Genomic DNA, 22691 nt, shown 5'->3' with positions numbered 1-22691 from the left:
TTCCCGGCACGGGAAATTAAAGCCTCTTGCAGCAGCCTCGAAACGCTTTGCGGCAATGACGGATTCACCGCCCCGTCCCTGTTTCCGTGGCGGGGAGAAAATCCGGTGAAAATCCTGCCCGCATGCCGTGGCAACCGGGCAACGCGTCGCCGACGCATCGCCCGTGTCAGGGTTCGGCCTCGGCGGCCCGGCTTTCCGGCTTGGGCTCGGGAAGCTCGGTCATCACGGCTTCGGTGAGCAGGAGCACGCTGGACACCGACACGGCGTTTTCCAGCGCGATCCGCACCACCTTGGTGGCGTCCACGATGCCGGCGTCCATCAGGTCCACGTAGCACTTTTTTGCCGCGTCGAATCCCAGGCTGCCCTGGCCGGCCAGCATCCGCTCCACCACCACGCCGCCGTCGACGGCCGAGTTTTCCGCGATCTGCCGTGCGGGCGCCTGCAGCGCGCGGCCGAGGATCTGCACGCCGGTGCGCTCGTCTCCCTCGCACAGCGCCTCCTGCGCCGCCACCGCGGCCGAACAGCGGATCAACGCCAGGCCGCCGCCCGGAACGATGCCTTCGGCCACCGCGGCCTTGGTGGCGTGGATGGCATCGTCCAGCGCCTCGCGCCGGGCCTTCATCTCGGCCTCGGTCGGCGCGCCGACGCGGATCACCGCCACGCCGCCGGCCAGCCTGGCCAGGCGCTCCTGCAGTTTCTCCCGCTCGTAGTCGCTGGCCGGGTTTTCCAGTTGGTGGCGTATCTGCTGCCGCCGCCCTTCGATCAGGACGCGATCGCCCATGCCACCGATGAGGGTGGTGCTGTCCTTGTCGACGACGACGCGCGAGGCACGCCCCAGCTGTTCCGGCCGCACGGCCTCCAGGCGGATGCCGGTCTGGCCGGATACCACCTGGGCGCCGGTGAGCACGGCGATGTCCTGCAGCAGTTCGTGGCGCTGGTCGCCGAAGCCCGGCGCCTTGACTGCGACGCTCCTGAGCACACCGCGGATCTGGTTGACCACCAGGGTCGCCAGGCCCTCGCCCTCCACGTCTTCGGCGACGAACAGGATGGAACGCCCGCTCTTGGCCACCTGCTCCAGCAGCGGAACCAGGTCTTGCATCGCGCCGATGCGCTGCTCGCACACCAGCACGTAGGCATCCTCGAGCACCGCTTCCATCTTCTCCGGGCGCGTGACGAAGTACGGCGAAATGTAGCCGCGGTCGAAGCGCATGCCCTCGACAACCTCCAGCACGGTGTCGGTGGTCCGGGATTCCTCGACCGTGATGACACCCTCGCCGCCGACCTTGGCCATGGCCTGGGCCACCATCTCGCCGATGGTCGCATCGTTGTGCGCGGCGATGGCGGCGACCTGCGCCTGCTCGCGTGCGCCGGGCACCGGCACCGACATTTCGCGCAGGCATTTCACCGCCGCCTGCAGGCCGCGCTCGAAGCCGCGCCGGATGTCGACCGCGCTGGCGCCGGCGACCACGTTGCGGACGCCGTCGGCGAACATCGCCTGCGCCAGCAGCGTGGAGGTGCTGGTGCCGTCGCCGACGGCTTCGCCGGTCTTTTCCGCCGCCTGCCGCAGCATCTGCGCGCCGAGGTTCCGTTCCGCCTCGGGCAGGTCGAACTCCTTGGCGATGGTGACGCCGTCGTTGCACACGATCGGCGTGCCCCACGCGCGCTGGATCAGCACGGATTTCGACTTCGGCCCGAGGGTGATCCGCACGGCGTCGGCAAGGGCCGTCGCGCCGCTGAGGATGCGCTCGCGCGCCTCGGACCGGAACAGGATGCGTTTGTGCGCCATGGCCACCCTCGCCTTCATCCGCGTCGAGACGCCGGGACGGGAACGCCCGTGGCCCCACGCCACGAACGTCGCGACCGCCCCGAAGCTACCGGCATCCGCAGGACATCCATTGAGGCAGGTCAACCCGACCGCAGATGGGCGCCCTCGCGGGCGATGCGGCGGACGCCTCCGTGCACGGCCGGCGCGGTTGAGCCAGATCAATACGCGGGACCGCGTGGTGATCTATCCGTTCCGGCCTGCAGCTGCCCTGCCGTGCCCCGCCAAGGTCAGGCCACGATGAACGATGCACCGCCGTCTTCGCGCGACGCCGTACTCGACGAGATCGCCGGCCTGCTGCGCGAGCTGCACGCCAGCGGCGAACCGGTGCCCGCCGTGCGGATCGACGCGCGGCTGGACCGCGACCTGGGCCTGGACAGCCTGTCGCGCATGGAGTTGCTGGGGCGACTGGAGCGGCGCTTGCACACCACTATTCCCGAACAATTGGCGGTCGAGGCGCAGACGGCCGCCGACCTGTTGCGGGCCATCGCGCGCGCACCGCTACAGTCCGCGCCGGCCGCCGAGGAAGCCGCGATCCTGCCGGCGGAGCAGGACATCCCCGTGCCGGACAGCGCCCGCACGCTTCCGGAAGTGCTGGCATGGCACGCCGCGCGGTATCCGGAGCGGGTGCACGTGCGTTTCGCCGGCGGCGACGTCGATGGCGCCAGCTTGACCCATGCGCAGTTGCAGGCAGCCGCGGGCGAGACGGCGGGCGGACTCCAGCGGGCCGGCCTGCGCGCGGGCGACGCGGTGGCGCTGATGTTCCCGACCCATCCCGACCTGCTGATCGCCTTCTTCGGCGTGATGCTGGCCGGCGGCGTGCCGGTGCCGCTCTATCCGCCGCTGCGTCCCGGCGAACTGGGCGAGTACTGGCGCCGCCAGGGCGGCATCCTGCGCAATTGCGGCGCGCGCCTGATGGTGGTCGCGCCCGGGCTGTACGAGCGTCGCCACGCGATCGGCGCGCTGGCCGGCAGCGTGGAGCGGCTGCTGACCGTGCCGCTGCTGCGGCAGGCGCAGGCGCGGCCCGAACCGGTGCCGCGCCAGGGCGGCGACCTGGCCATGCTGCAGTACACCTCCGGCAGCACGGCCGATCCCAAGGGCGTGATGCTCAGCCACGCCAACCTGCTCGCCAACATCCTCGCCATGGGCCGCGTGGCCGGCGCGTCGGCGAAGGACGTCTGCGTGAGCTGGCTGCCGCTCTACCATGACATGGGGTTGATCGGCGCATGGCTGGGCAGCCTGTATTTCGGCGCCTCGCTGGTGCTGATGCCGCCGCAGTCGTTCCTGCTGCATCCGGACGGATGGCTGCGCGCGCTGCATCGGTTCGGCGCCAGCCTGTCGGCCGCGCCCAATTTCGCCTACGAGCTGTGCCTGCACCGGGTCGATGACCGCGCGCTGGACGGACTGGACCTCAGCCGCCTGCGCATCTGCTTCTGCGGCGCCGAACCGGTGGTGCCGGAAACCATGGAACGTTTCGTCGCGCGCTTCGGCCGCTTCGGCCTGTCGCCGGGCGCGCTGCTGCCCGTCTATGGCCTGGCGGAGAACAGCCTGGGCCTCACCTTCCCGCCGCCCGGGCGGGGCCTGCGCGTGCTTCGCGTCCGTCGCGACCGTTTCCTGCGCGACGGCGACGCCGTCGCCACCGAGGACCCCGCCGAGCCGTCGCTGCGGTTCGTGTCCTGCGGGGCGCCCTTGCCCGGGAACGAGCTGCGCGTCGTCGACGACAACGACCACGAGCGGCCGGATGGCCGCCAAGGCCATGTGCAGTTCCGCGGGGCGTCCGCCACCGCGGGGTATTTCCGCAACCCGTCGCCGACCCGGCAACTGCTGCACGGCGACTGGCGGGACACCGGCGACCTGGGCTTTCTCGCGGACGGCGAGCTGTATCTCAGCGGCCGCGTGAAAGACGTGATCATCCGTGCCGGCCAGCACCTGCATCCGCAGGGCATCGAGCAGGCGGTCGGCGACGTGCCCGGCGTGCGGCGCGGCCGCGTGGCGGCCTTCGGCACGCACGGCGGCGGCACCGAGCGGCTGATCGTCGTCGCCGAAACACGCGTGGCCGACGCGGCCGGGCGCGACGCGCTGCGACAGGCGGTCAACGCGGCGGTGCTGGCATGCACCGGAGCGCCGGCGGACGACATCGTGCTCGCGGCGCCGGGAGCGGTGCTGAAAACCTCGAGCGGCAAGCTGCGCCGTTCCGCCTGCCGTTCCGCCTACGAAACCGGGCGGCTGGATACCTCCGGACGGTGGCAGCTGTGGCGCGTCCTTGCCGGCGCGCAGCGCGACCGCCTGCGGCGCCTGGGCCGCCACGCCGCCCTGCGGGCCTACGGCGCGTACGCATGGACACTGCTCGGCCTGGCCGCGCTCCCCATGCTCGCCTGCATGGCCTTGCCGCTGTCGCGCGCCGCGCGATGGCGCGCCCTGCGGCAGATCCTGCGGATGGTGGCCGCCGCCGTGGGCATCGGCATCCACGCCAGCCTGGCGGAAGCGCTGCCCGATCGCCCTTGCGTCTTCGTCTGCAATCACGCCAGCTACGTCGACGCGCTGGTGCTGTTGTGCGCGCTGCCGAGGCCGGCCACGTTCGTGGCCAAGCAGGAACTGGCCGCGCTGCCCGTGCTGGGCTGGGCCCTGCGGCGTTTCGGCGTCATGTTCGTGGCGCGGTCCGACGTCCTCGCGGGCACGCATGCGGTGGAGGCTGCGCAGACCGTCGCCGGTGACCTGCTGTTCTTTCCCGAAGGCACGTTGAGGCACATGCCAGGCCTGCTGCATTTCCGGCTGGGCGCCTTCGCTGCGGCCGCCGCCACCGGCATGCCGGTGGTGCCGGTGACCTTGCGGGGAACCCGGGCCGTGCTCCCTGACGGCGAATGGCTCCCGCATCCGGGTGCCGTCGCCGTGACGGTGGACGCGGCGATCCACCCCGGCGACACGGGCGACTCCTGGCATGAAGCCCTGCGGCTTGCCGCTGCGGCAAGGGCAAGCATGCTCACGCATTGCGGCGAGCCCGATGCCGCCGACGTGCGCCTGGAGCTGCCCTGAGCGACCCGCTCCGAGTTGACGACGATCAATATGCCGGCGTTGCGCCGGGCATCGAATGACCGCACACCCGCAGAACGACGATGGACGCAGCCATGCACACCATGAGAATCCGCATCATTGGCGACGAGGCACGGGCCGAGACGCTGATGAACATGCTGCACGCCCTGGATGGTGTAGCACAGGTGGAGGAGATAACGCTGCCAGGTGCCGGGCTCGATGCCGATGGCCCCGGCGATGCTGTCAGCGACATCGAAGTGGCCGTAGCCGACGGCGACGCCTACCGCATCCGCAGCTTCGCGGCGAGCGCCGCCATCCTGATGGACGCCTCCGCCGAGTTCCTCGACGGGTCCGACATCGAGAACATCTAGGGACGGATCGCCGGGCGGCGGCAAGCGTGGAGTTTCCGCCTGCACGCCACAGCTCCGGAAGCTGTGTCGTCCTGCCTCCGCACCTTCGGTGCCGCGTCCATCGACGCACCCTCCCGGTCGCGCCCGATGGCGCCGTTTCTTTCGCGCACTTGCACGGTAAGGGGCGCGACAATGCCCGCGCCGATGATCCGTTTGCCGCGCGATGGCGTCCGGCAGCACCTCATGCGGCGACCGACAGGCTGATCGCCGGGTTCGCGGCAGCGGAGGTGGCGCAGGCTACGCCACCCAGCAGGACGGTATGCAAGGTGCTGCCACAGGCGGCGCGACAGCCGCCGCCGCGCAGCCGCGCCTGCCGCTACGCAGCGAGACGCCACCCTCCCGGCCTGCGGCTCCTAGCGCTCGCTGTCGAGGTCCAGCAGCCTGTCGATCTGGTTTTCCGCCTCGATCCAGTCGTCGAACGCGCCGCCGTCGGCGAAATTGCGGCGCTCGGCGCGGAAGTAGGCGGCCTCGGCGATCATCGAGCGACGGGCGTCGCCGTCCACGACGTGCGGCTGCTTGCGGTGCTTGCTGGCGCGGGTGCTTCGGGCCGTCGGGGTTTTCTGCCTGGGGACTGCCGGCGAGGCCTCGGGCGGGATCCTGGCGGGAAGTTTGCCTGCGTTGCGTGGCTTGGACATGGTGACAACCTCCGGAGGGCAGGTCATGGAAAATCGGACAGGCCTCTGCGACTGGCCGCGCATGCGGGGGATTGCTGCACGGACACCTGCCGATCAGGGGCACGGCCTCCGGTCTATCCAATTCCCGCCATTTCATGTTGATCAAAATCAATTGCCGTCCGGGTCGCAAGCGACACGGATGCATCGGCGGCGCGGCGGCCAGCGTTCTCCCTCTGATCGCGCGCTGCTTTGCCCCGTGGCGGGCATGCCCGGCTTCACCTGCCCGCCGCAGCCTTGCCCGTCGCGACGCCCCGCTCGGCAGCGACCACGTGGCGCTTGACCGCCACGAAACTGTCGGGGCTCACCGACATCGAGTCGATACCGCAGCCCACCAGGAATTCCGCGAACTGCGGATGATCGCTGGGGGCCTGGCCGCACAGTCCGACCTTGGCGCCAGCGGCATGCGCCTCGTCGATGACATGGCGGATCATCCACTTGACCGCGTCGTCCTGCTCGTCGAACAGCCCGGCCAGCGCTTCGGAGTCCCGGTCGACGCCGAGGGTGAGCTGGGTCAGGTCGTTGCTGCCGATCGAGAAGCCGTCGAAGCGCCGGGCGAACGCGCTGGCCAGCACCACGTTCGAGGGGATCTCGCACATCACGTACACCTGCAGGCCATCCTGGCCGCGCACCAGCCCGTTCGCCGCCATCACCTCGAGTACGCGGTCCGCCTCGCCCGGGGAGCGGCAGAACGGGATCATCACGATCACGTTGTCGAACCCCAGTTGCCCGCGCAGCAGCCGGATGGCGCGGCACTCCAGGGCGAAGCCTTCCCGGTATTGCAGCGAGTAGTACCGCGATGCGCCGCGGAAGCCGAGCATCGGGTTCTCCTCCTTCGGCTCGAATTCCGCGCCGCCGATCAGGTTGGCGTATTCGTTGGTCTTGAAGTCGCTCATGCGCACGATCACCGGCGCCGGGTAGTGCGCCGCGGCGATCCGGGCCAGCGCGCGCGCGAGCCGCTCGACGAAATACGCGGTCTTGTCGGCGTAGCCCGCGGTCAGCTCCGCGATCCGGCGCCTGGCCGCCTCGTCCTGCAACGTCGCATGGCGGACCAGCGCCATCGGATGGATCTTGATCTGGTTGTTGATGACGAACTCCATGCGCGCCAGCCCGACCCCGTCGGTGGGCAGCCGCCACCAGCGGAAGGCCGCCGCGGGATTGGCCAGGTTGAGCATCACCTTGGTCCGCGTCGCGGGAATGCCGCCGAGATCGATGTCCTCGGCCTGGAAGTCGGCCAGCCCTTCGTAGACGAAACCCTCGTCGCCTTCCGCGCAGGACACTGTCACCATTTGGCCGTCGCGCAGCACCCGGGTGGCCTCGCCGGTGCCGACCACCGCCGGCAGGCCCAGCTCGCGGCTGACGATGGCCGCGTGCGAGGTGCGGCCGCCGTGGTCGGTCACGATCGCCGCGGCGCGCTTCATGATCGGCACCCAGTCCGGATCGGTAGTGCCGGTGACCAGCACCGCGCCGTCGACGAAGCGGTCGATGTCGCGCGCGCTTTCCAGCACGCAGACCGTTCCGCCGACCACGGCCTCTCCGACGCTGAAGCCGGAGACCAGCCGGCGTCCGGTGTGCCTGATGCGGTAGGTCTTCAGCGCGCCGGCCGCGCGCCGCGACTGCACCGTCTCCGGCCGCGCCTGGACGATGAACAGTTCGCCGCCGTGGCCGTCCTTGGCCCATTCCATGTCCATCGGGCGGCCGTAGTGCGCCTCGATGAGGCAGGCCCAGCGCGCCAGTTGCAGGATCTCCTGCTCGTCGAGCACGAAGGCGGCGCGCTCCGCCTCGGAGGTCGGCACGTTGCGGGTCGGCGGGTCGCCGTCGTCCGTGTAGATCATCTTGAGCGCCTTGCCGCCGCACCTGCGCTCGATGACCGGCACCAGCGACGGGTCGGCCAGCAGCGGCTTGAACACCTCGTATTCGTCCGGATCCACCGCCCCCTGCACGACGTTCTCGCCCAGCCCCCAGGCCGCGTTGATCAGCACCACCCGGTCGAAGCCGGTCTCGGTGTCGATCGAGAACATCACGCCGGCGCCGCCGAGGTCGGAACGAACCATGCGCTGCACGCCGATCGACAGCGCCACTTTCAGGTGGTCGAAACCCTTGGTCCGGCGATAGCTGATGGCGCGGTCGGTGAACAGCGAGGCGTAGCAGCGGCGGCAGGCGTCGAGCAGCGCACGCTCGCCGCGGATGTTGAGATACGTCTCCTGTTGTCCGGCGAAACTGGCGTCGGGCAGATCCTCGGCGGTCGCGCTGGAGCGCACCGCGACGTCGGCCTCCTCCGAGCCGGTGCGCCTGCACAGCTCGCGGTAGTTCGCCGTGATCGATTCGGCGAGGGGCTGCGGCCACGTGCCGCGCAGGAAGGCGTCACGAATGCGCTGGCCGGTCGTGGCGAGCGTCGCCTTGCCGTCGAGCAATGCGGCGAGCGCCGATGCGATCGTTTCCCGCAGCCCGTTGGCGTCGACGAAACGCCAGTAGGCGTCCGCCGTCGTAGCGAACCCGGCCGGTACCTTGACGCCGCGGGCGGCAAGCTGGCCCAGCATCTCGCCGAGCGAGGCATTCTTGCCGCCGACGCGCGGCAGGTCATGCTGCCCCAGCTTGTCGAGCCAGATCACCAGCGGGGCGTCGGTCGCCATCTCTCTCTCCTGGGCGTCGATCGGGCCATGCGATTCCCGCGCCTCCTCGGAACCGATCCGCCGGGACCGCGTCGGGCGCTGCGCGACGCCCTGTACGCCGGTGCGGCGGCGCCCGCTGGCAGGCACCTGGCCTGACCGGCGGCGCCGCCACGCGCGGCTCCGTCGCCGGATGGCGGGGTGCGTCGCCGGCCTACCGTAGCCTTCGTGGCACGCACTGCGTTGATCAGGATCAACGCGTTCGGCGATCCGCCCGCGCCGCCGGGGAAACACTCGCTTGAGCCAGATCAATCGCCGGTCATCGCGGGGTGATAAACCACGCGTGTCGTCGGACGCGACGAACGCACCCAACGGAGGGCATGGCCATGATCCGCAGGACTGGCGATCACGAACTCAACGAGCAGACCCTGGACGCCGCCTCGAACCTCGCGCGGCTGCAGGCGAAGGCACGCGCCCTGCCGCCGCCGCGCAGGCAAGGTGGCCTGCCACTGCTCGACGCGCTGGCGCGGCGCCGTTCGACGCGTGCATACAGCACGCGCCCGCTGCCGGAGGGCCTGGTGTCCGACCTGCTGTGGGCGGCCTTCGGCGTGAATCGCGCGCAGACCGCCGATCGCACGGCGCCGTACTGGCGCCATGTCATGGTCATGGACATCTACCTCGCGATGGCCGATGGCGTGTGGCTGTATGCGCCGGGGCGGCATGAACTGCTGCCGTTCTTGTCTGCGGATCTCCGTGCGCTGACCGGCTTGCAGGACTTCGTGGGCACCGCACCGCTGGACCTCGTCTACGTGGCCCATGGCGAACGCATGCACGATGTCGCGCCGGAAGAGCGTCGGCTCTACGCGTCGGTGGACGCGGCCTTCATCGGCCAGAACGTCTACCTGTTCTGTGCCTCGGAAGGGCTGGGTACGGTGTTCCGCGGCGCGGTCGACCATACCGGGGTGGAACGGCTGCTGGGCCTGGAAGGCGGGCAGTTCGTCACCTTCGCCCAGACGGTGGGCTACCCGGAGGCGGAGAGCGCGCCATGAACACGCCGCTGCCTGACGCCCCCGAACCGGCGCTGGCCGTTCCGCTGGATATCGCCTGCTACATCGTCCGCAAGCTGCGCGAGTTCGAGAACATGGATCTCCTCGTCGAACGCGAGGACCCTGCCAATCCGCTGGAACGGGAGGACGTGGACGAAGTCACCGAGCACGAGATCGAGTACTCGTTCGATCCCGTGCGGCAGGAACTGGCGTCGTTCATCGGCGACCTGCCCGAGGACCAGAAGATCGACCTGGTCGCCCTGATGTGGCTCGGCCGCAACAGCGCGTCCCCGGCCGAATGGCCGTCGATCCGCGAGGAGGCGACGCAGGCCTACAACGCACGCACGCTGGACTACATCCTGGGTTCGCCGCTGGCCGGCGACTTCCTGGAGGAAGGCCTGTCGACACTGGGATACGGCTGCGACGGGCGCCGCGTAGAGGCGCCCTAGCGGCTGCGGGCTGGCCTCCCGGTGGGGCTTCTTTGCGGGGCGGAACGCGGTAATGGAGGGCTGCCGCAAGCGGCGGGGCTGTCTCGGGCGCCAGTGGCGAGGGACAAGGTGGTTTCTGTCGCCTGCCCGCAAGGAACAAAGCGGTGTCGGACGCCGGCAGGTGGACGAAACCGCTTTGTCGCTGGCGAAGATGCACGAGCAAGAGCCCCCCTCCCCCGCAGACGGGAGAAGGAAAATCGAGGTGATTGCGAGCACCCGCCCCTCACCCCACCCTCTTCCCAAAGGGGAGAGGGAGAAAGGCAAGGCAAACGCTGCTCCCCCGCAAGCGGGCGAGAGGAGTGGAGCCAGTTCACGCCGGATAGGCCTCCACCGCGACATCCATCGGCTCCACCGCATGGGTCTCGTCCAGGTGGAACACCGCATCGAACTGGGCCGGCAGCGAGGCCATGAAATAGTGGCTCTGCAGCTCGGTGTCGGGCCGATACAGCACGCCGATGGCGCGCTCGCGCAGGGGTGTGCGCAGGACGTGCGCAGCCTCGCCCTGCAGCGGCAGGTAGAACCGTTCGAGCCGGGTGTCGCGGAACAGCGACTCGTAGCTGTCCGCCCGGGCGGGCCGGACGTCGCGGCATTCGGCCTCGCCATCCCATTCGCGCGCTGCGGTGACGGTTCCGGTATAGGTGGTGAAACCCACCAGCAGGGCCGCCTGCCCTCCGGCACGCTGCCGCACGAGCTGGCCCACGTTCCATTCGCCCGCATGCGACATCTCGGTGGCCCGCGCATCGCCGAGATGCGAGTTGTGCGCCCAGACCACGATCCGCCCCGCCCCGCCCTGTGCACGCAGATGGCGCTGCAAGGCCAGCAGCGTGTTCACCATGTGCTGGTCGCGCACGTTCCAGCTCTCGGCGCGCGAGCCGAACATGGCGCGGTAATAGGTTTCCGCGCTGGCTACCACCTGCGCGTTGCGCTCGGCGAAGAAGAATGCGTCCATCGCCTGCCGGCCATCCAGTTCCATGTACTCCGGCCTGCGCTGCCACAAGTCCAGCAGGCGTTCGCGGACGGCCCGCCGGCAATCGGGGCGCAGCCCGTGCACGGCCTCGTAGCCGTAGCGCTGCGGATCGCGCACGTGATCGAGCGCCGCGTATTGCTGCCGGGCGACGGCCGCCTGCTCTTCGTCGACGGTCGACAGGTAGTCCACCACCGCCTCCGCCGAGCGATACAGGCTGTACATGTCCATGCCGTAGAAACCCACGCGCCGCTCCGGCGGCCGCGCAAGGTTGAACGCATGCAGGGATGCGGCGAAGCGCAGCACTTCCTCGTTGCGCCACATCCAGCGCGGGAAGCGCAGGAAATCGCCCAAGGCGGATTCCGCGCCGGCATCGCGACCTTCCCCGCGCACGAACAGGTTGACCCGGTAGGCATCCGGCCAGTCCGCCTCCACCGCGACCGCCTCGAAGTCCTTCTCTTCGATCAGCCGCCGCGTGATGTCGGCGCGCATGCGATAGAACTCCAGCGTGCCGTGGGTGGCTTCGCCGAGCAGCACCAGGCTGCGGTCGCCCACGCTGTCCAGCAGCGCATCGTAGTCGCGCGGGCTGTCGCCCAGCCGCAAGGCCTCGCCGCGCAGGACCTCGAGGGTGCCGTGATGGAGACCGGGCATGGCCATCCCCTCCCGCTCGCCGGCCCCTTCCCTGGCCGGCGAGCGGACCGGAGCGCGATCAGCTGACTGCCAGCTTGCGGGCGCTGCCGTTCGCCTTCTTCGGGAGCTTCAGCGTGAGCACGCCGTTCTCGTAGTGCGCTTCGGCCTTGCCGCTGTCCACTTCGTTGGGCAGGCTGAACGAGCGATAGACCTGCCCGTAATACCGCTCCGTGTAGATATCGCGCTCCTCATCCTTGTTCTTGTTCTTGCTCTCGCGCCTGACTTCGGCGGTGATGGACACCTGGTTGCCATCGATGGACACGTCGATGTCGTTCTTCTGGACGCCGGGAATTTCCGCCTTGACCGCATAGGCCTGGTCGTTTTCCACCACGTCGATGCGCATGTCCGGCGCTTCCAGTTCCTGCCAGCGCGGGCGGAGTCCGAAATCGCGGAAGAAGTCCTCGAACACGGGCGAGCGGGATTCGAGCCGGGTCAGCGGCTTGAAGGGATTCCAGTGGACAAGATTGGCCATGGCATGGATCCTCATGGAGAAAGTCGGGGGAAGACTCGCGCGTCGTGCGCGGGTCATTGCCCAGCCTAAGCGCCGCGCGTCGGGCGCTGGTGATCCAGATCAAGCTTGCGCACGATCCTCGCCGTTGCGGGACTCGCGGCGAGCCGCAGGCCCTCAGCGGGAAGCCGCGCCGTCGCGCTGCGCCTCGTCGCCCCGCAGCCAGCGCGCGAACCAGTCGGCGGCCAGCTCCGTCACCGTTTCCAGTGCGCCGGGCTCCTCGAACAGGTGACTTGCATGGGGCACCAGCACCATCTTCGCGGGGCAGGTCAATGCCGCCAGCGCCATGCGGTTGAGCGCGATCACCTCGGTGTCGGCGCCCCCCACGATCAACAGCGTGGGAGCCTGCACGCGGGCGAGCAAGCCGTCGCCGGCCAGGTCGGGCCGGCCGCCGCGCGAAACCACCGCCTTGACCGTCGCGGGGCGACGCGCGGCCAGCGCCAGCGCCGCCGCGGCGCCGGTGCTCGCCCCGAACAGGCCCACCGGCAGGGCTGCGGTACCGGCGTGCCCGGCCGCCCAACGCAAGGCGGCGTCGAGTCGCGCCGTCAGCCGCGGGATGTCGAAGCGGGCCGCCACCTCGCGCGCCTCTTCCTCGCCGAGCAGGTCGAACAGCAGCGTGGCCAGCCCCCGTGCATGCAGTGCCTGGGCCACGCGGCGATTGCGCGGGCTCGCGCGGCTGCTGCCGCTGCCGTGCGCGAAGATCACCAGGCCGGCGGCCTGCGCCGGCATGTCCAACTCGCCGTCCAGCATCACGCCCTCGGCATCGATCCGCACGGCTTCGCTGCCGACGGCCGCAGGCTCGGGCGAACGCCGCAGCAGGCGGATCACCTGGGCATCCTCCACGTCGGGGAACTCCAGGTAGAACTGGCCCACGGCGCGGAAATCGTCCGGCGCGGACAGGTACACCAGGTCGTCCGCGAGATCGGCGATCTCGGCCAGGCTGTGCGGCGAAGCCACCGGCACCGCACACACCAGCCGCGCCGGGCGGCGCGCACGCACCGCCAGCAGCGCCGCCCGCATGGTCGCGCCGGTGGCGAGGCCGTCGTCGACGACCACCACCACGCGCCCGGCGGGATCGATCGCCGTGTGGTGCGGGCTGTACAGCTCGCGCCGCACGCTTATCGTCGCCAGTTGCCTGGCGGCCTCCCGCTTGATGTAGCGCTCGTCCGCGCCAACCAGCGCGGCATCCGGCGAAACCTGCGTCGCGCCGCTCTCGTCGATGGCGCCGATGGCGAACTCCGCGTGCCCGGGGGCGCCGATCTTGCGCACCAGCACCACGTCGAGCTCACCGTCCAGCCGGTCCGCCACGATCCGCCCGATCGGCACGCCGCCGCGCGGGATGGCCAGCACCAGGGGGTGCTGGCCATGCAGGGACGACAAGGCCGCGGCGAGCTGCCCGCCCGCATCGGCGCGGTCGCGGAAGCGGTCGATCTGCCTGAGCGTCATCGGCGGTCACCCGTTGCCCGGCGCCTGCGTCCCGGCAAAATCCACCACCAGCGTGACGCGACGGTTCGGCTCGCCGCCGTCGCCCCACTTGCCCTTCAGCACCTGGCGGTTTTCCGATTTGCCGTAGCTGACCGCGCGCACGTGGTCGGCGGGCATGCCGTCCGTCTTGACCAGATAATCGCGCACCGCATTCGCCCGTTCGCGGCCCAGACGGATGTTGTACGGCGTGCTGCCCGCCGCATCGGCGAAGCCCTCCACCGTCACCATCGCCTGCGGATAATTGCCGTTGACGACCTTCGCAAAATCGTCCAGCAGGGGCTTGTCCTCGTCGCGCAAGGTGGCCTTGTCGAAGGCGAAATGGGAGATGGCATCGACGCGGATGCGGCCCTGCATCTGGGCGATCTTGGCGTCGTAGGCGGCGAAGTGCTGCTGCATCTGCTGGGTCAGGCTGTCGATCTCCTGCTGCTGCCGCTGGTCGCTGGCGCGCAGCTCGTTGACGGTTGCATCGAAGTCGGCCTTCTTGACGTAGCCCTGGCAGCCGCCCATGGCGACCGCTAGGACACCCAGTGAGACAACGGCGAAACGGCGATAGGAACGCATGGCAGATCCTCCTTCATGGCCCGCGGCGGCGGTTGCCTGGCAATCGCCTGCCGCGCGGGGCCTTCAATCTAGGCGGCCAGGACCCGGCGACGTTGATCCATGTCACGCGAATCGTCCCTCCGCGCAGGGAAAGCGGAACCTCCGTTGACCATCGTCAACAAGCGCCCCGCCACCTGGTGCCTATCCTGCGGGCCACCGTTCCCTCCTCGGGTCGAGTCCGGAGCCCGCCATGACGAACACCTGGATACTGGTCGCCGATGCCGCCAAGGCACGCCTGTTCGAGTTGCCCCGGAAGGGAGCCAACCCTGTCGAACTGGCCTGCTACACCTACCCCGACGGCCGCTCGCCGGGCCGCCACCCCGAGCACGGCAGGTTGCCCCGCGTGCAGGAAAGCAACAACCCGAGCCGGCACGCGATCGAGCCGAAGACATCGTTGCGCGACAAGCACGCGCAGCGGTTCGCGGACACCCTCGGCACCGTCGTGCGGAAAGGGCGGCTGGAGGGCCGCTACGACAAGCTGATCCTGGTGGCCCCGCCGCGTTTCCTGGGTGTCCTGCACGACAGCCTGGACGAACAGACCGCGGCCTGCGTCGTCGGCGAAGTGTGCAATGAGCTGTTGGCGCTCTCCCCCGCGGAGCTGCGCAACCACCTGCCCGACTGACGAAAGGCATGGCCGCGACGAACGCCACCATCGGCGCGGTCTTCGACGAAATCGCCGACTGGCTGGAACTGGACCAGGCCAATCCGTTCCGCATCCGCGCCTACCGCAATGCCGCACGCACCGTGGCGGTTTGGCCGAAGCCGCTGGCCGACGCCGGACAGGACACCGAGGCGTTCACCGACCTGCCCGGCATCGGCAAGGACCTCGCGGAAAAAATCGGCGAGATCCTGCGCACCGGCTCCTGCGGGCAGCTGCGCAGCCTGCGTCGCACCCATCCCCGGGGGCTGCGCGAGTTGCTGCGCATTCCCGGCGTGGGCCCGCGGCGCGCCGAGCGCCTGTTCCGTGAGGCCGGCATCACCACGGCACGGCGCCTGGCCCAAGCAGCGCGCGCCGGCCGCATACGCACGCTGCGCGGCTTCGGCGCGCGCAGCGAGTCGGACCTGATGCAGGCCGCCGAGGCCTGGCTGGCCAGCGACCGGCGCTGGCGCGTCGACGAGGCCGCGCAGCAGGCCGATGCCCTCTCGCGCCATCTCCGCGCATCGCAAGACGTCGCCGACCTGTGCCTGGCAGGCAGCTACCGCCGGCAACGCGATACCGTCGGCGACCTGGACGTGCTGGTCGCCAGCCGCCGTGCCGTGGGAGTGAACCGCCGCTTCCTGGATTACCCCGAAGTGTCGCGCGTGCTCGCCCAGGGTCCGACGCGCGCGAGCGTCGTACTCGACACCGGCATGCAGGTTGATCTGCGCGTGGTGAAACCGGAGTCGTTCGGCGCGGCCATGGTCTACTTCACCGGATCCAAGGCGCACAACCTGGCCTTGCGGCGCATCGCGCAGAAGCGCGGCCTGAAGATCAACGAGTACGGCGTCTATCGCGGCAACCGGCGCATCGCCGGTGAGACCGAGGCCTCGGTGTACGCCACACTGGACCTGCCCTGCGTGCCGCCCGAGCTGCGCGAAAACCGCGGCGAACTGGAGGCCGCCGCTGAGCACCGGTTGCCGGCGCTGATCGAGCTGCGCGACCTGCGCGGCGACCTGCACGTGCACACCGACGCCTCCGACGGCCACGCCAGCCTCGCCGAGATGGCCGCGGCCGCCCGCCGCGCCAGGCTGGCCTACATCGCCATCACCGATCATTCCAGGCACCTGGCGGTCGCCCACGGGCTGGACGCCGATGCGCTGGCCCGGCAGATCGACGCGATCGACCGCTTCAACGCGGGGCACCCTGGCATCGCCGTGCTGAAAGGCATCGAGGTGGACATCCTGGAGGACGGCGGGCTCGACCTGCCGCTGTCCGTGCTGCGCCGGCTCGACCTCGTCGTCGGCGCCGTGCACAGCCAGTTCAGGCTGTCGCGCACGCGCCAGACCGAGCGCATCCTGCGCGCCATGGACCACCCCTGCTTCAGCGTGCTCGCCCACCCCACCAGCCGCCTGATCGGCGAACGCGACGCCTGCGACGTGGACCTCGACCGGTTGACGCGCCACGCCCGCGAACGCGGCTGCTTCCTGGAGATCAACGCCCAGCCCGAAAGGCTGGACCTGGACGACACCGGCTGCCGCGCGGCAATGGAAGCCGGCGTGCGCCTGGCGATCTCCAGCGACGCGCACGACGTCCACGGCTTCGGCAACCTGCGCTTCGGCATCGGCCAGGCGCGGCGCGGCTGGCTGGAGGCGAAGGACGTGGTCAACACGCTACCGTTGCGGGAACTGCGGGAGGCGCTGGCGAAGACGATGGGTTGAGGCGGCGTCGGGCACGGCGACGCCCTGGCAGCACACATTTGAGCCCGTCGTTGATGCCCCTGCAGGAGGCCGTGCACGGCGCCCTGCAGGTCGGTCGATGCGCGGAGGGGCGGGGCGCGACGCGGTGGACTCGCTTCCCGGTCACCGCTTGCAAGCGCCGACGCGTCCGCAGTCGTCAGAACACCAGCACCTTGTCTGCCTGCAGGACCCAGTCCGCGAGCGTGGACAGGTTCGAGCGTGTCGCGCCCTTGATCATGTCCGCATCCTGCATGCCGCGCGCGTCCATGCAGGTGCCGCAGAGGGCGACGCTGCCATGGCGCAGCACCTTGTCGAGCAGGTGTTCGACGTTATAGCAGCCGGCTGGCACCTTCTGCCCGGCCCTGGCGCAGGCCACCGCATCGGCCAGCAGGAACACCGACACCTGCTGGACGGCGTGGCCGGCCATCGCACCGGCCAGGCGCAGCGCGTTGTAGGCGCGCTCGTTGCCGTACGGCGCGTCGTTGAGAATGAAGAGCGTGGTTGCCATGGCGCAGCCTCCCGCGTCTGTCCGCCGTTTTCGTGCATGGGCGGCCGCAATGCCTGCGTCTCGCCGTTCCGCCTCCAGGGTACGGAAGCAGCCAACCACGGCGGCCGCGGTCCGTGTTGATCTCCGTCAAGGGCTGGCGGCCGGCGCACGGCCCGAGGGCCGCGGAGCGGCCATGTCCCCGGGGGAGGCGGCATGCATGAGTTCCGCGGTGTGCCTGGCGATCATCGCCTCTTCGTCCGTGCGTATCACGAACACGCGCACGGCGCTGTGGCGGGTGCTGATCCGCGTCTCGTGCAGGTCATTGGCCAGTTCGTCGCACTCCACGCCCAGCCAGGCGAGCGCCCCGCAGACCTCGGACCGGATCGCGGCCGAGCGTTCGCCGATGCCCGCGGAAAACACCAGTGCATCCAGGCCGCCCAGCGCGGACGCAAGGGCACCGATCTCCTTGACGATGCGGTAGACGAACAGGTCGATGGCCTCGCGCGCCGCAGGGCTGTCGCTTGCCAGCAGGGTGCGCATGTCGCCGCTGATGCCGGAAACGCCCAGCAGGCCGCTCTCCCGGTACAGCAGGCGCTCGATCGCCGCGGCATCCATCCCGTCCGCCTGCAGCAGGTGCAGCACCACGCCGGGATCGAGACTGCCGCAGCGCGTGCCCATCACCAGGCCCTCCAGGGTACTGAACCCCATGGTGGTATCGATGCTGCGACCCTGGCGCATGGCGCACAGGCTGGCGCCGTTGCCCAGGTGCGCCATGATCACCCGCCCCTCGGCCTGCGCCGGGGCGAGCTCGCGCAGCCGGCCGGCGAGGTACTCGTAGGAAAGCCCGTGGAATCCGTAGCGGCGCACGCCGGCGGCGGCATAGGTGTGCGGCAGCGCCACGCGGGCGGCGACCGCCGGCATGCCGGAATGGAAGGCCGTGTCGAAGCACGCCACCTGCAGCAGGTCGGGCCGCAGGCGGCCTGCCGCCTTCACCGCGGCCAGTTGGTGGGGCTGGTGCAGTGGCGCCAGCGGCACGAGCCGCTCCAGTTCGGCCAGCACCAGCGCATCGATGCGCACGGGACGGTTGAACGACGCGCCACCGTGGACGATGCGGTGCCCTGCCGCCACCAGCGCCGTTTCGCCCAGGTGCGCGTCGATCCACGCCAGCAAGGGCCTCAGCAGATCTTCATGCGACGCGGTTTTCGGCACCTCCCATGCGCGGCTCTCGAGGATGGCGCCGCCGGAGTCCCGCACGGTGAACCGGGGCGCCTCGCCGATGCCCTCGATGGCGCCGCGCACAATCGGGTGCTGTGCATGCAGGCCGAGTTCATACAGGGCGAACTTGATGCTCGACGAGCCGGCGTTGAGCGTGAGGGTGGCCTTGGACACGGTCAGCAGGCTTCCGCCACGACGCTGCTTTCCCGGGCCCTGGCGGCCTGCGCCACCAATACCGCCACCGCACAGGAAGCAATGCGCGCGCGCGACGCATCGGCGCGGCTGGTCAGGACGATCGGCACCTGTGCACCCATCACGATGCCGGCCGCCTCCGCGCCGGCGAGAAACGAGAGCTGCTTGGCCAGCATGTTGCCCGATACCAGGTCGGGCGCCACGAGCACGTCGGCCGCGCCCGCCACCGGGGACACGATGCCTTTCTCCCGCGCCGCCCGGGCGTCGATGGCGTTGTCGAAGGCCAGCGGACCCTCGACCAGGCCGCCGGTGATCTGGCCACGCTCGGCCATCTTGCACAACGCCGCCGCATCCACCGTGGAGGGCAAGGCCGGATTCACCGTCTCCACCGCGGACAGCACCGCCACCTTGGGCGTGGCCACGCCGACCACGTGGGCAAGGTCGATCGCGTTCTGGATGATGTCGCGCTTCTCCAGCAGGCCGGGGGCGATGTTGATCGCCGCATCCGTCACCAGCAGCAGGCGCGCCTGGCCGGGCACGTCGAGCAGGAACACGTGGCTCATGCGCCGGTCCGTGCGCAGGCCGCCCTGCGCGCATACGGAGTGCATCAGTTCGTCGGTGTGCAGCGAGCCCTTCATCAGCAGGCGGGCTTCGCCGCTACGCACCAGCGCGACGGCCCGGGCCGCCGCGGCGTGGCTGTGCGGCACGTCCACCACGCGATAGCGGGACAGCTCGACGCCGGCCTGCCATGCCGCGCTCTCCATCCTGGCAGCCGGCCCCACGAAGATCGGCGCGATCAGGCCCTCCTGCGCCGCTTCGACGGCCGCCGCCACCGCGGTCTCGTCGCACGGATGCGCGATCACCGCGGGCAGCGCCGGCCGGCCTTTCACGCCGGCGAGCAGCGCCTGGAAGAGATGACGATGGATGACGGGCTCATGCATGGGTCGGACGCCTGTCAGTACATGTGCTGGCCGCCGTTGATGGCGAGATTGCTGCCGGTGATGAACGCGGCGGACTCGCCGCACACGAAGGCCACCAGCGCGGCGATCTCCTCGGGCCGGCCCAGGCGGCCCACGGGTATCTGCGGGATCACCTTGCTTTCCAGCACCTCCCTCGGCACCGAGGCCACCATGTGCGTGTCGGTGTAGCCGGGCGACACGGTGTTGACGGTCACGCCGTGCCGCGCCACTTCCTGCGCGAGCGATTCGGTGAAGCCGTGGATGCCCGCCTTGGCCGCGGCGTAGTTGCACTGGCCGTATTGCCCCCTGGTGCCGTTGATCGAGCCGATGTTGACGATGCGCCCCCAGCCGCGCCCGACCATGCCGGCGCAGAACTGCTTGGTGACGTTGAACATGGAATCCAGGTCCGTGTGCATCACGAGGTCCCAGTCCTCCCTGCTCATCTTGAGGAAACGCGCGTCGCGGGTGATGCCGGCGTTGTTGACCAGGATGTCCACCTCGTAGCCGTCCCCGGCGATCTCCCCGGCCATGCGCCGGCAGGCCTCGAAGTCGCCCACGTCCACCGCATAGGCGCTGAAGCGGCGCCCCTGCTGCAGGTGCTGCGCCAGCCACGCGTCGACGTGGTCGTTGTGTGGCGAGTGCGTCACCAGCACGGCATGGCCGGCGTCGTGCAGGGCCACGGCGATCGCCTCGCCGATGCCGCCCATGCCGCCGGTGACCAGCGCCACGCGTTCAGTGCCCATGGGCGGCTCCCTTGTCCGCGTTCGATCCGGCGTTGCCGAACAGCTTGAAGAAGTCCCCCAGCGCGGCATTGAACGGCGTGGGTGCCTCCAGCCCGCCCATCGCCTTGGTGGTGTCGCGCTGCCAGATCAGGAAGGCGTCCTGCAGGCCGGTCAGGAAGCGTGTCTGGTTGGTCAGCGCCGCCTGCGCGATCGATTGCGCATCGCCCACCCGCTCCTGCATCACGCGCAGGAAGGTCTCGCCGGGGATGGCGGCCAGCGACTTCCAGTCGTCTTCCAGGGAGACCTTGTCGATCTCTTCCTGGGTTTCGGCGACGCTGTCGCCCGCCGCATGGTCGAAGGTGTCCAGCCAGCGCTGGCCACACTCCTTCAGCAGCTTGTTGGTGCGCAAGGCGAATTGCAGGTTGGCCTTGTAGAGCTCGAACGGGACATCGGTCTGATGCGTGGACATGGGGAAGCCCTCGGGTGGTGAAACATGCGTCCCTGCGCTGGATCGCCGGCTGGTCCGCCGCGACGATTTGTAACGCCAGCCCTGCCCGCTCCCGGCGGGAGCCCGCAGGACGCGACGCGGCGGTCGGCTGTGCCGCGTCGCTCATTTCTCGAAAACGTACCGTCCCGGCGCCGGCGTCAACTCGTCTGGCGCGGCCCCTGGGAGCCCCATGGGAGGCGGCGGTTCGGGTGTGCCGGAACGGGCGTCCAGCCACGCCAGCCAGGCTGGCCACCAGGAGCCTTCCCTGCGTTCCGCCCGCGACAGCCATGCATCCGCGGCCAACGTCCGTGCTCCGTCCGCCAGCGCCAGCAACCGGAACGAGCGCCCCGGATGGCCCGGTTCGCTGACCACGCCCGCGTTGTGACCGCCGCTGGCCAGCACGAAGGCGAGCTCACCGGCGAACAGGCGGTGTGCCTTGTAGACCGACCGCCACGGCGCGATGTGGTCGGTTTCGGTGGCCACGCAGAACACGGGCACGCGGATGTCTTTCAGCTCCACCGGCCTGCCATCCACCCGGTAGCGCCCCTCGGAGAGATCGTTGTGCAGGTAGAGCTGGCGCAGGTATTGCGAATGCATGGTGGCCGGCATGCGGGTGGCGTCGGCGTTCCACGCCATGAGGTCGTTCATGCCGCGCCGTTCGCCCAGCAGGTAATCGCTAACCATGCGGGACCACAGCAGATCGTAGGAACGCAGCATCTGGAAAGCGCCTGCCATTTGCGTCGCCGTCAGGTAACCGGCCTGTGCCATCTGGTCCTCGAGCAGCGAGATCTCGCTCTCGTCGACGAACAGCGCAAGCTCGCCGGGCTCGCTGAAATCGGTCTGCGCCGCCAGCAAGGTGAGCGAGGCCAGCCGCTCGTCCGCGTCGCGCGCCAGCGCGGCTGCCGCGATCGACAGCAAGGTGCCGCCGAGGCAATAGCCCGCGGCGTGCACGCGCCGCTGCGGCAGCACGGCGCCGATGGCGTCGAGCGCGGCGTGCACGCCCAGCCGCAGGTAGTCGTCCATGCCGAGCCCGGCATCGGAGCGCTCCGGGTTCTTCCAGGAGATGCAGAACACCGTGTACCCGTGCGCGACCAGATAGCCGATCAGCGAATTGCCTGGCGACAGGTCCAGCACGTAGTACTTCATGATCCACGCCGGCACGATCAGGATCGGCTCGGGATGCACCCACTCCGTCGCGGGCGCGTACTGGATCAGCTCGATCAGCGAATTGCGCAGCACCACCCGGCCCGCCGAGGTGGCGACATCGCGGCCGACGACGAAACGCTCGGTACCCGGCAGCGCCGCGCCGCTCAGGTAGCGCACCACGTCGTCCGTCCAGTTCAGGCTTCCGCGCAGCAGGTTCTGTCCGCCCTGCTGTTGCGTGCGCTCGAGCACGACGGGATTGGTGAACAGGAAATTGCCCGGCGAGAACACGTCCAGCCATTGGCGGGCGACGAAATCCATCAGGGCCTGGTGGTGCGGCGATACGCCATGCACATCGGTCGTTGCCGCATGCCACCAGCGCTGCTGCAACAGGAAGCACTGCTGCAGCACGTTGAACGGCCACTGCCGCCATGCGGGATCGGCGAAACGCCGGTCATTCGCAGGTGTTCCCGCGCAAGGCGCGGCGCCACCATCCTCCCGCAGGGCGCACTGGAGCAGGTAGCCCTCGATCTGCCGCGCCTGCGACAGGCCAAGCTGGAGCAGGTCCAGGCGCTTGCCCGGCGAGCGCAGCAGGTGCAGCAGCCAGTCCGCAAAAGCGAGGTACAGGGATTCCAGCGACAGCGAACCGCTCCAGCGCGCCTGCAGCGCATGCAGGGGCGGGTCGATGGTTGCGGCGGCTGACGCCCTCGGCTGGAGCACGGCGAATCCTCGGTGGCGCGGTCACGGTGCTCCGGCCGCGCGGGCCGCTCGTTGACGCAGATCAAAC

The 22691-nt window shown here is 69.9% G+C and carries 19 protein-coding genes; 6 read left to right on the top strand and 13 right to left on the bottom strand.

Going from position 1 to position 22691, the window contains the following annotated elements:
• Positions 1-166: 166 nt before the first annotated feature.
• Positions 167-1786 carry a chaperonin GroEL gene (groL, locus tag AC2EWF_RS12455; protein ID WP_483639681.1) on the bottom strand — a complete coding sequence of 540 codons (1620 nt, stop codon included), beginning with the start codon at positions 1784-1786 and terminating at the stop codon, positions 167-169.
• A 276-nt stretch (positions 1787-2062) separates the two neighbouring features.
• Here groL and AC2EWF_RS12450 point away from each other — a divergent pair, with 276 nt between their 5' ends.
• A complete protein-coding gene (locus AC2EWF_RS12450; RefSeq protein WP_483639680.1) occupies positions 2063-4855 on the top strand; it encodes an AMP-binding protein in 2793 nt (930 codons plus the stop codon).
• A gap of 80 nt (positions 4856-4935) precedes the next feature.
• Entirely contained in the window at positions 4936-5223 is a 288-nt protein-coding gene (locus AC2EWF_RS12445) for a hypothetical protein (protein ID WP_483639679.1), read from the top strand.
• Positions 5224-5615: 392 nt separating this feature from the next.
• Here the strand turns inward: AC2EWF_RS12445 and AC2EWF_RS12440 are convergent, their stop codons facing one another.
• Positions 5616-5897: a DUF2934 domain-containing protein gene (locus AC2EWF_RS12440; protein ID WP_483639678.1), complete on the bottom strand. Its 282-nt coding sequence runs from the start codon at positions 5895-5897 to the stop codon at positions 5616-5618.
• Positions 5898-6151: 254 nt separating this feature from the next.
• Positions 6152-8566, bottom strand: coding sequence for a phosphoenolpyruvate synthase (ppsA, locus tag AC2EWF_RS12435; protein ID WP_483639677.1), 2415 nt, complete (start codon positions 8564-8566; stop codon positions 6152-6154).
• 362 nt (positions 8567-8928) lie between these two features.
• Between ppsA and AC2EWF_RS12430 the strand changes: the two genes are divergently transcribed.
• Together AC2EWF_RS12430 and AC2EWF_RS12425 are read left to right on the top strand one after the other, a co-directional pair.
• On the top strand, positions 8929-9591 hold the full coding sequence (locus AC2EWF_RS12430; RefSeq protein WP_483639676.1) for a nitroreductase family protein: 663 nt from the start codon (positions 8929-8931) through the stop codon (positions 9589-9591).
• The gene (locus AC2EWF_RS12425) at positions 9588-10037 is read left to right on the top strand and encodes a DUF3775 domain-containing protein (RefSeq protein ID WP_483639675.1); all 450 of its coding nucleotides are present in this window, start codon (positions 9588-9590) and stop codon (positions 10035-10037) included. The genes AC2EWF_RS12430 and AC2EWF_RS12425 overlap by 4 nt, the downstream gene beginning before the upstream one ends.
• Positions 10038-10386: 349 nt before the next feature.
• On the opposite strand, the gene AC2EWF_RS12420 is transcribed toward AC2EWF_RS12425, so the two are convergent.
• The 4 genes from AC2EWF_RS12420 to AC2EWF_RS12405 all read right to left on the bottom strand — a co-directional run bounded on the left by AC2EWF_RS12420 (position 10387) and on the right by AC2EWF_RS12405 (position 14284).
• Entirely contained in the window at positions 10387-11691 is a 1305-nt protein-coding gene (locus tag AC2EWF_RS12420) for an erythromycin esterase family protein (RefSeq protein ID WP_483639674.1), read from the bottom strand.
• 58 nt (positions 11692-11749) lie between these two features.
• The gene (locus AC2EWF_RS12415; protein WP_483639673.1) at positions 11750-12202 is read right to left on the bottom strand and encodes an Hsp20/alpha crystallin family protein; all 453 of its coding nucleotides are present in this window, start codon (positions 12200-12202) and stop codon (positions 11750-11752) included.
• Between the two features lie 153 nt (positions 12203-12355).
• Entirely contained in the window at positions 12356-13684 is a 1329-nt protein-coding gene (locus tag AC2EWF_RS12410) for an alpha/beta family hydrolase (protein ID WP_483639672.1), read from the bottom strand.
• 6 nt (positions 13685-13690) lie between these two features.
• Entirely contained in the window at positions 13691-14284 is a 594-nt protein-coding gene (locus AC2EWF_RS12405) for an OmpA family protein (protein ID WP_483639671.1), read from the bottom strand.
• Positions 14285-14513: 229 nt separating this feature from the next.
• On the opposite strand from AC2EWF_RS12405, the gene AC2EWF_RS12400 reads away from it, so the two are divergent.
• Both AC2EWF_RS12400 and polX read left to right on the top strand, forming a co-directional pair.
• Positions 14514-14945 carry a host attachment protein gene (locus AC2EWF_RS12400; protein ID WP_483639670.1) on the top strand — a complete coding sequence of 144 codons (432 nt, stop codon included), beginning with the start codon at positions 14514-14516 and terminating at the stop codon, positions 14943-14945.
• Positions 14946-14953: 8 nt separating this feature from the next.
• The gene (gene polX, locus AC2EWF_RS12395; RefSeq protein ID WP_483639669.1) at positions 14954-16681 is read left to right on the top strand and encodes a DNA polymerase/3'-5' exonuclease PolX; all 1728 of its coding nucleotides are present in this window, start codon (positions 14954-14956) and stop codon (positions 16679-16681) included.
• A gap of 175 nt (positions 16682-16856) precedes the next feature.
• On the opposite strand, the gene AC2EWF_RS12390 is transcribed toward polX, so the two are convergent.
• From AC2EWF_RS12390 to AC2EWF_RS12365, 6 genes are all read right to left on the bottom strand, one after another.
• Positions 16857-17207: a DsrE/DsrF/TusD sulfur relay family protein gene (locus AC2EWF_RS12390; RefSeq protein ID WP_483639668.1), complete on the bottom strand. Its 351-nt coding sequence runs from the start codon at positions 17205-17207 to the stop codon at positions 16857-16859.
• 126 nt (positions 17208-17333) lie between these two features.
• Positions 17334-18575, bottom strand: a complete 1242-nt coding sequence (locus AC2EWF_RS12385; RefSeq protein ID WP_483639667.1) for an acetate/propionate family kinase — start codon at positions 18573-18575, stop codon at positions 17334-17336.
• 2 nt (positions 18576-18577) lie between these two features.
• Positions 18578-19534, bottom strand: a complete 957-nt coding sequence (locus tag AC2EWF_RS12380; protein ID WP_483639666.1) for a bifunctional enoyl-CoA hydratase/phosphate acetyltransferase — start codon at positions 19532-19534, stop codon at positions 18578-18580.
• A 14-nt stretch (positions 19535-19548) separates the two neighbouring features.
• Complete coding sequence (phbB, locus tag AC2EWF_RS12375) at positions 19549-20295, bottom strand: acetoacetyl-CoA reductase (RefSeq protein ID WP_483639665.1); 747 nt, start codon at positions 20293-20295, stop codon at positions 19549-19551.
• A complete protein-coding gene (locus AC2EWF_RS12370) occupies positions 20285-20743 on the bottom strand; it encodes a phasin family protein (RefSeq protein ID WP_483639664.1) in 459 nt (152 codons plus the stop codon). Before AC2EWF_RS12370 ends, phbB begins: the two co-directional genes overlap by 11 nt.
• A gap of 141 nt (positions 20744-20884) precedes the next feature.
• A complete protein-coding gene (locus AC2EWF_RS12365) occupies positions 20885-22624 on the bottom strand; it encodes a PHA/PHB synthase family protein (protein WP_483639663.1) in 1740 nt (579 codons plus the stop codon).
• Positions 22625-22691 lie beyond the last annotated feature (67 nt).

The sequence above is a fragment of the Rhodanobacter sp. sgz306013 genome (assembly GCF_057031145.1).
This window is presented reverse-complemented; position numbering and strand designations above follow the sequence as displayed.

Excerpts from the sequence above, each read along its gene's own strand:
- AC2EWF_RS12390 (WP_483639668.1), bottom strand. The coding sequence starts at position 17,207 with ATGGCAACCACGCTCTTCATTCTCAACGACGCGCCGTACGGCAACGAG.
- AC2EWF_RS12415 (WP_483639673.1), bottom strand. The coding sequence starts at position 12,202 with ATGGCCAATCTTGTCCACTGGAATCCCTTCAAGCCGCTGACCCGGCTC.
- polX (WP_483639669.1), top strand. The coding sequence starts at position 14,954 with ATGGCCGCGACGAACGCCACCATCGGCGCGGTCTTCGACGAAATCGCC.
- phbB (WP_483639665.1), bottom strand. The coding sequence starts at position 20,295 with ATGGGCACTGAACGCGTGGCGCTGGTCACCGGCGGCATGGGCGGCATC.
- AC2EWF_RS12380 (WP_483639666.1), bottom strand. The coding sequence starts at position 19,534 with ATGCATGAGCCCGTCATCCATCGTCATCTCTTCCAGGCGCTGCTCGCC.
- AC2EWF_RS12445 (WP_483639679.1), top strand. The coding sequence starts at position 4,936 with ATGGACGCAGCCATGCACACCATGAGAATCCGCATCATTGGCGACGAG.
- AC2EWF_RS12425 (WP_483639675.1), top strand. The coding sequence starts at position 9,588 with ATGAACACGCCGCTGCCTGACGCCCCCGAACCGGCGCTGGCCGTTCCG.
- AC2EWF_RS12405 (WP_483639671.1), bottom strand. The coding sequence starts at position 14,284 with ATGCGTTCCTATCGCCGTTTCGCCGTTGTCTCACTGGGTGTCCTAGCG.
- AC2EWF_RS12370 (WP_483639664.1), bottom strand. The coding sequence starts at position 20,743 with ATGTCCACGCATCAGACCGATGTCCCGTTCGAGCTCTACAAGGCCAAC.
- AC2EWF_RS12410 (WP_483639672.1), bottom strand. The coding sequence starts at position 13,684 with ATGACGCTCAGGCAGATCGACCGCTTCCGCGACCGCGCCGATGCGGGC.
- ppsA (WP_483639677.1), bottom strand. The coding sequence starts at position 8,566 with ATGGCGACCGACGCCCCGCTGGTGATCTGGCTCGACAAGCTGGGGCAG.
- groL (WP_483639681.1), bottom strand. The coding sequence starts at position 1,786 with ATGGCGCACAAACGCATCCTGTTCCGGTCCGAGGCGCGCGAGCGCATC.
- AC2EWF_RS12430 (WP_483639676.1), top strand. The coding sequence starts at position 8,929 with ATGATCCGCAGGACTGGCGATCACGAACTCAACGAGCAGACCCTGGAC.
- AC2EWF_RS12400 (WP_483639670.1), top strand. The coding sequence starts at position 14,514 with ATGACGAACACCTGGATACTGGTCGCCGATGCCGCCAAGGCACGCCTG.
- AC2EWF_RS12440 (WP_483639678.1), bottom strand. The coding sequence starts at position 5,897 with ATGTCCAAGCCACGCAACGCAGGCAAACTTCCCGCCAGGATCCCGCCC.
- AC2EWF_RS12450 (WP_483639680.1), top strand. The coding sequence starts at position 2,063 with ATGAACGATGCACCGCCGTCTTCGCGCGACGCCGTACTCGACGAGATC.
- AC2EWF_RS12420 (WP_483639674.1), bottom strand. The coding sequence starts at position 11,691 with ATGCCCGGTCTCCATCACGGCACCCTCGAGGTCCTGCGCGGCGAGGCC.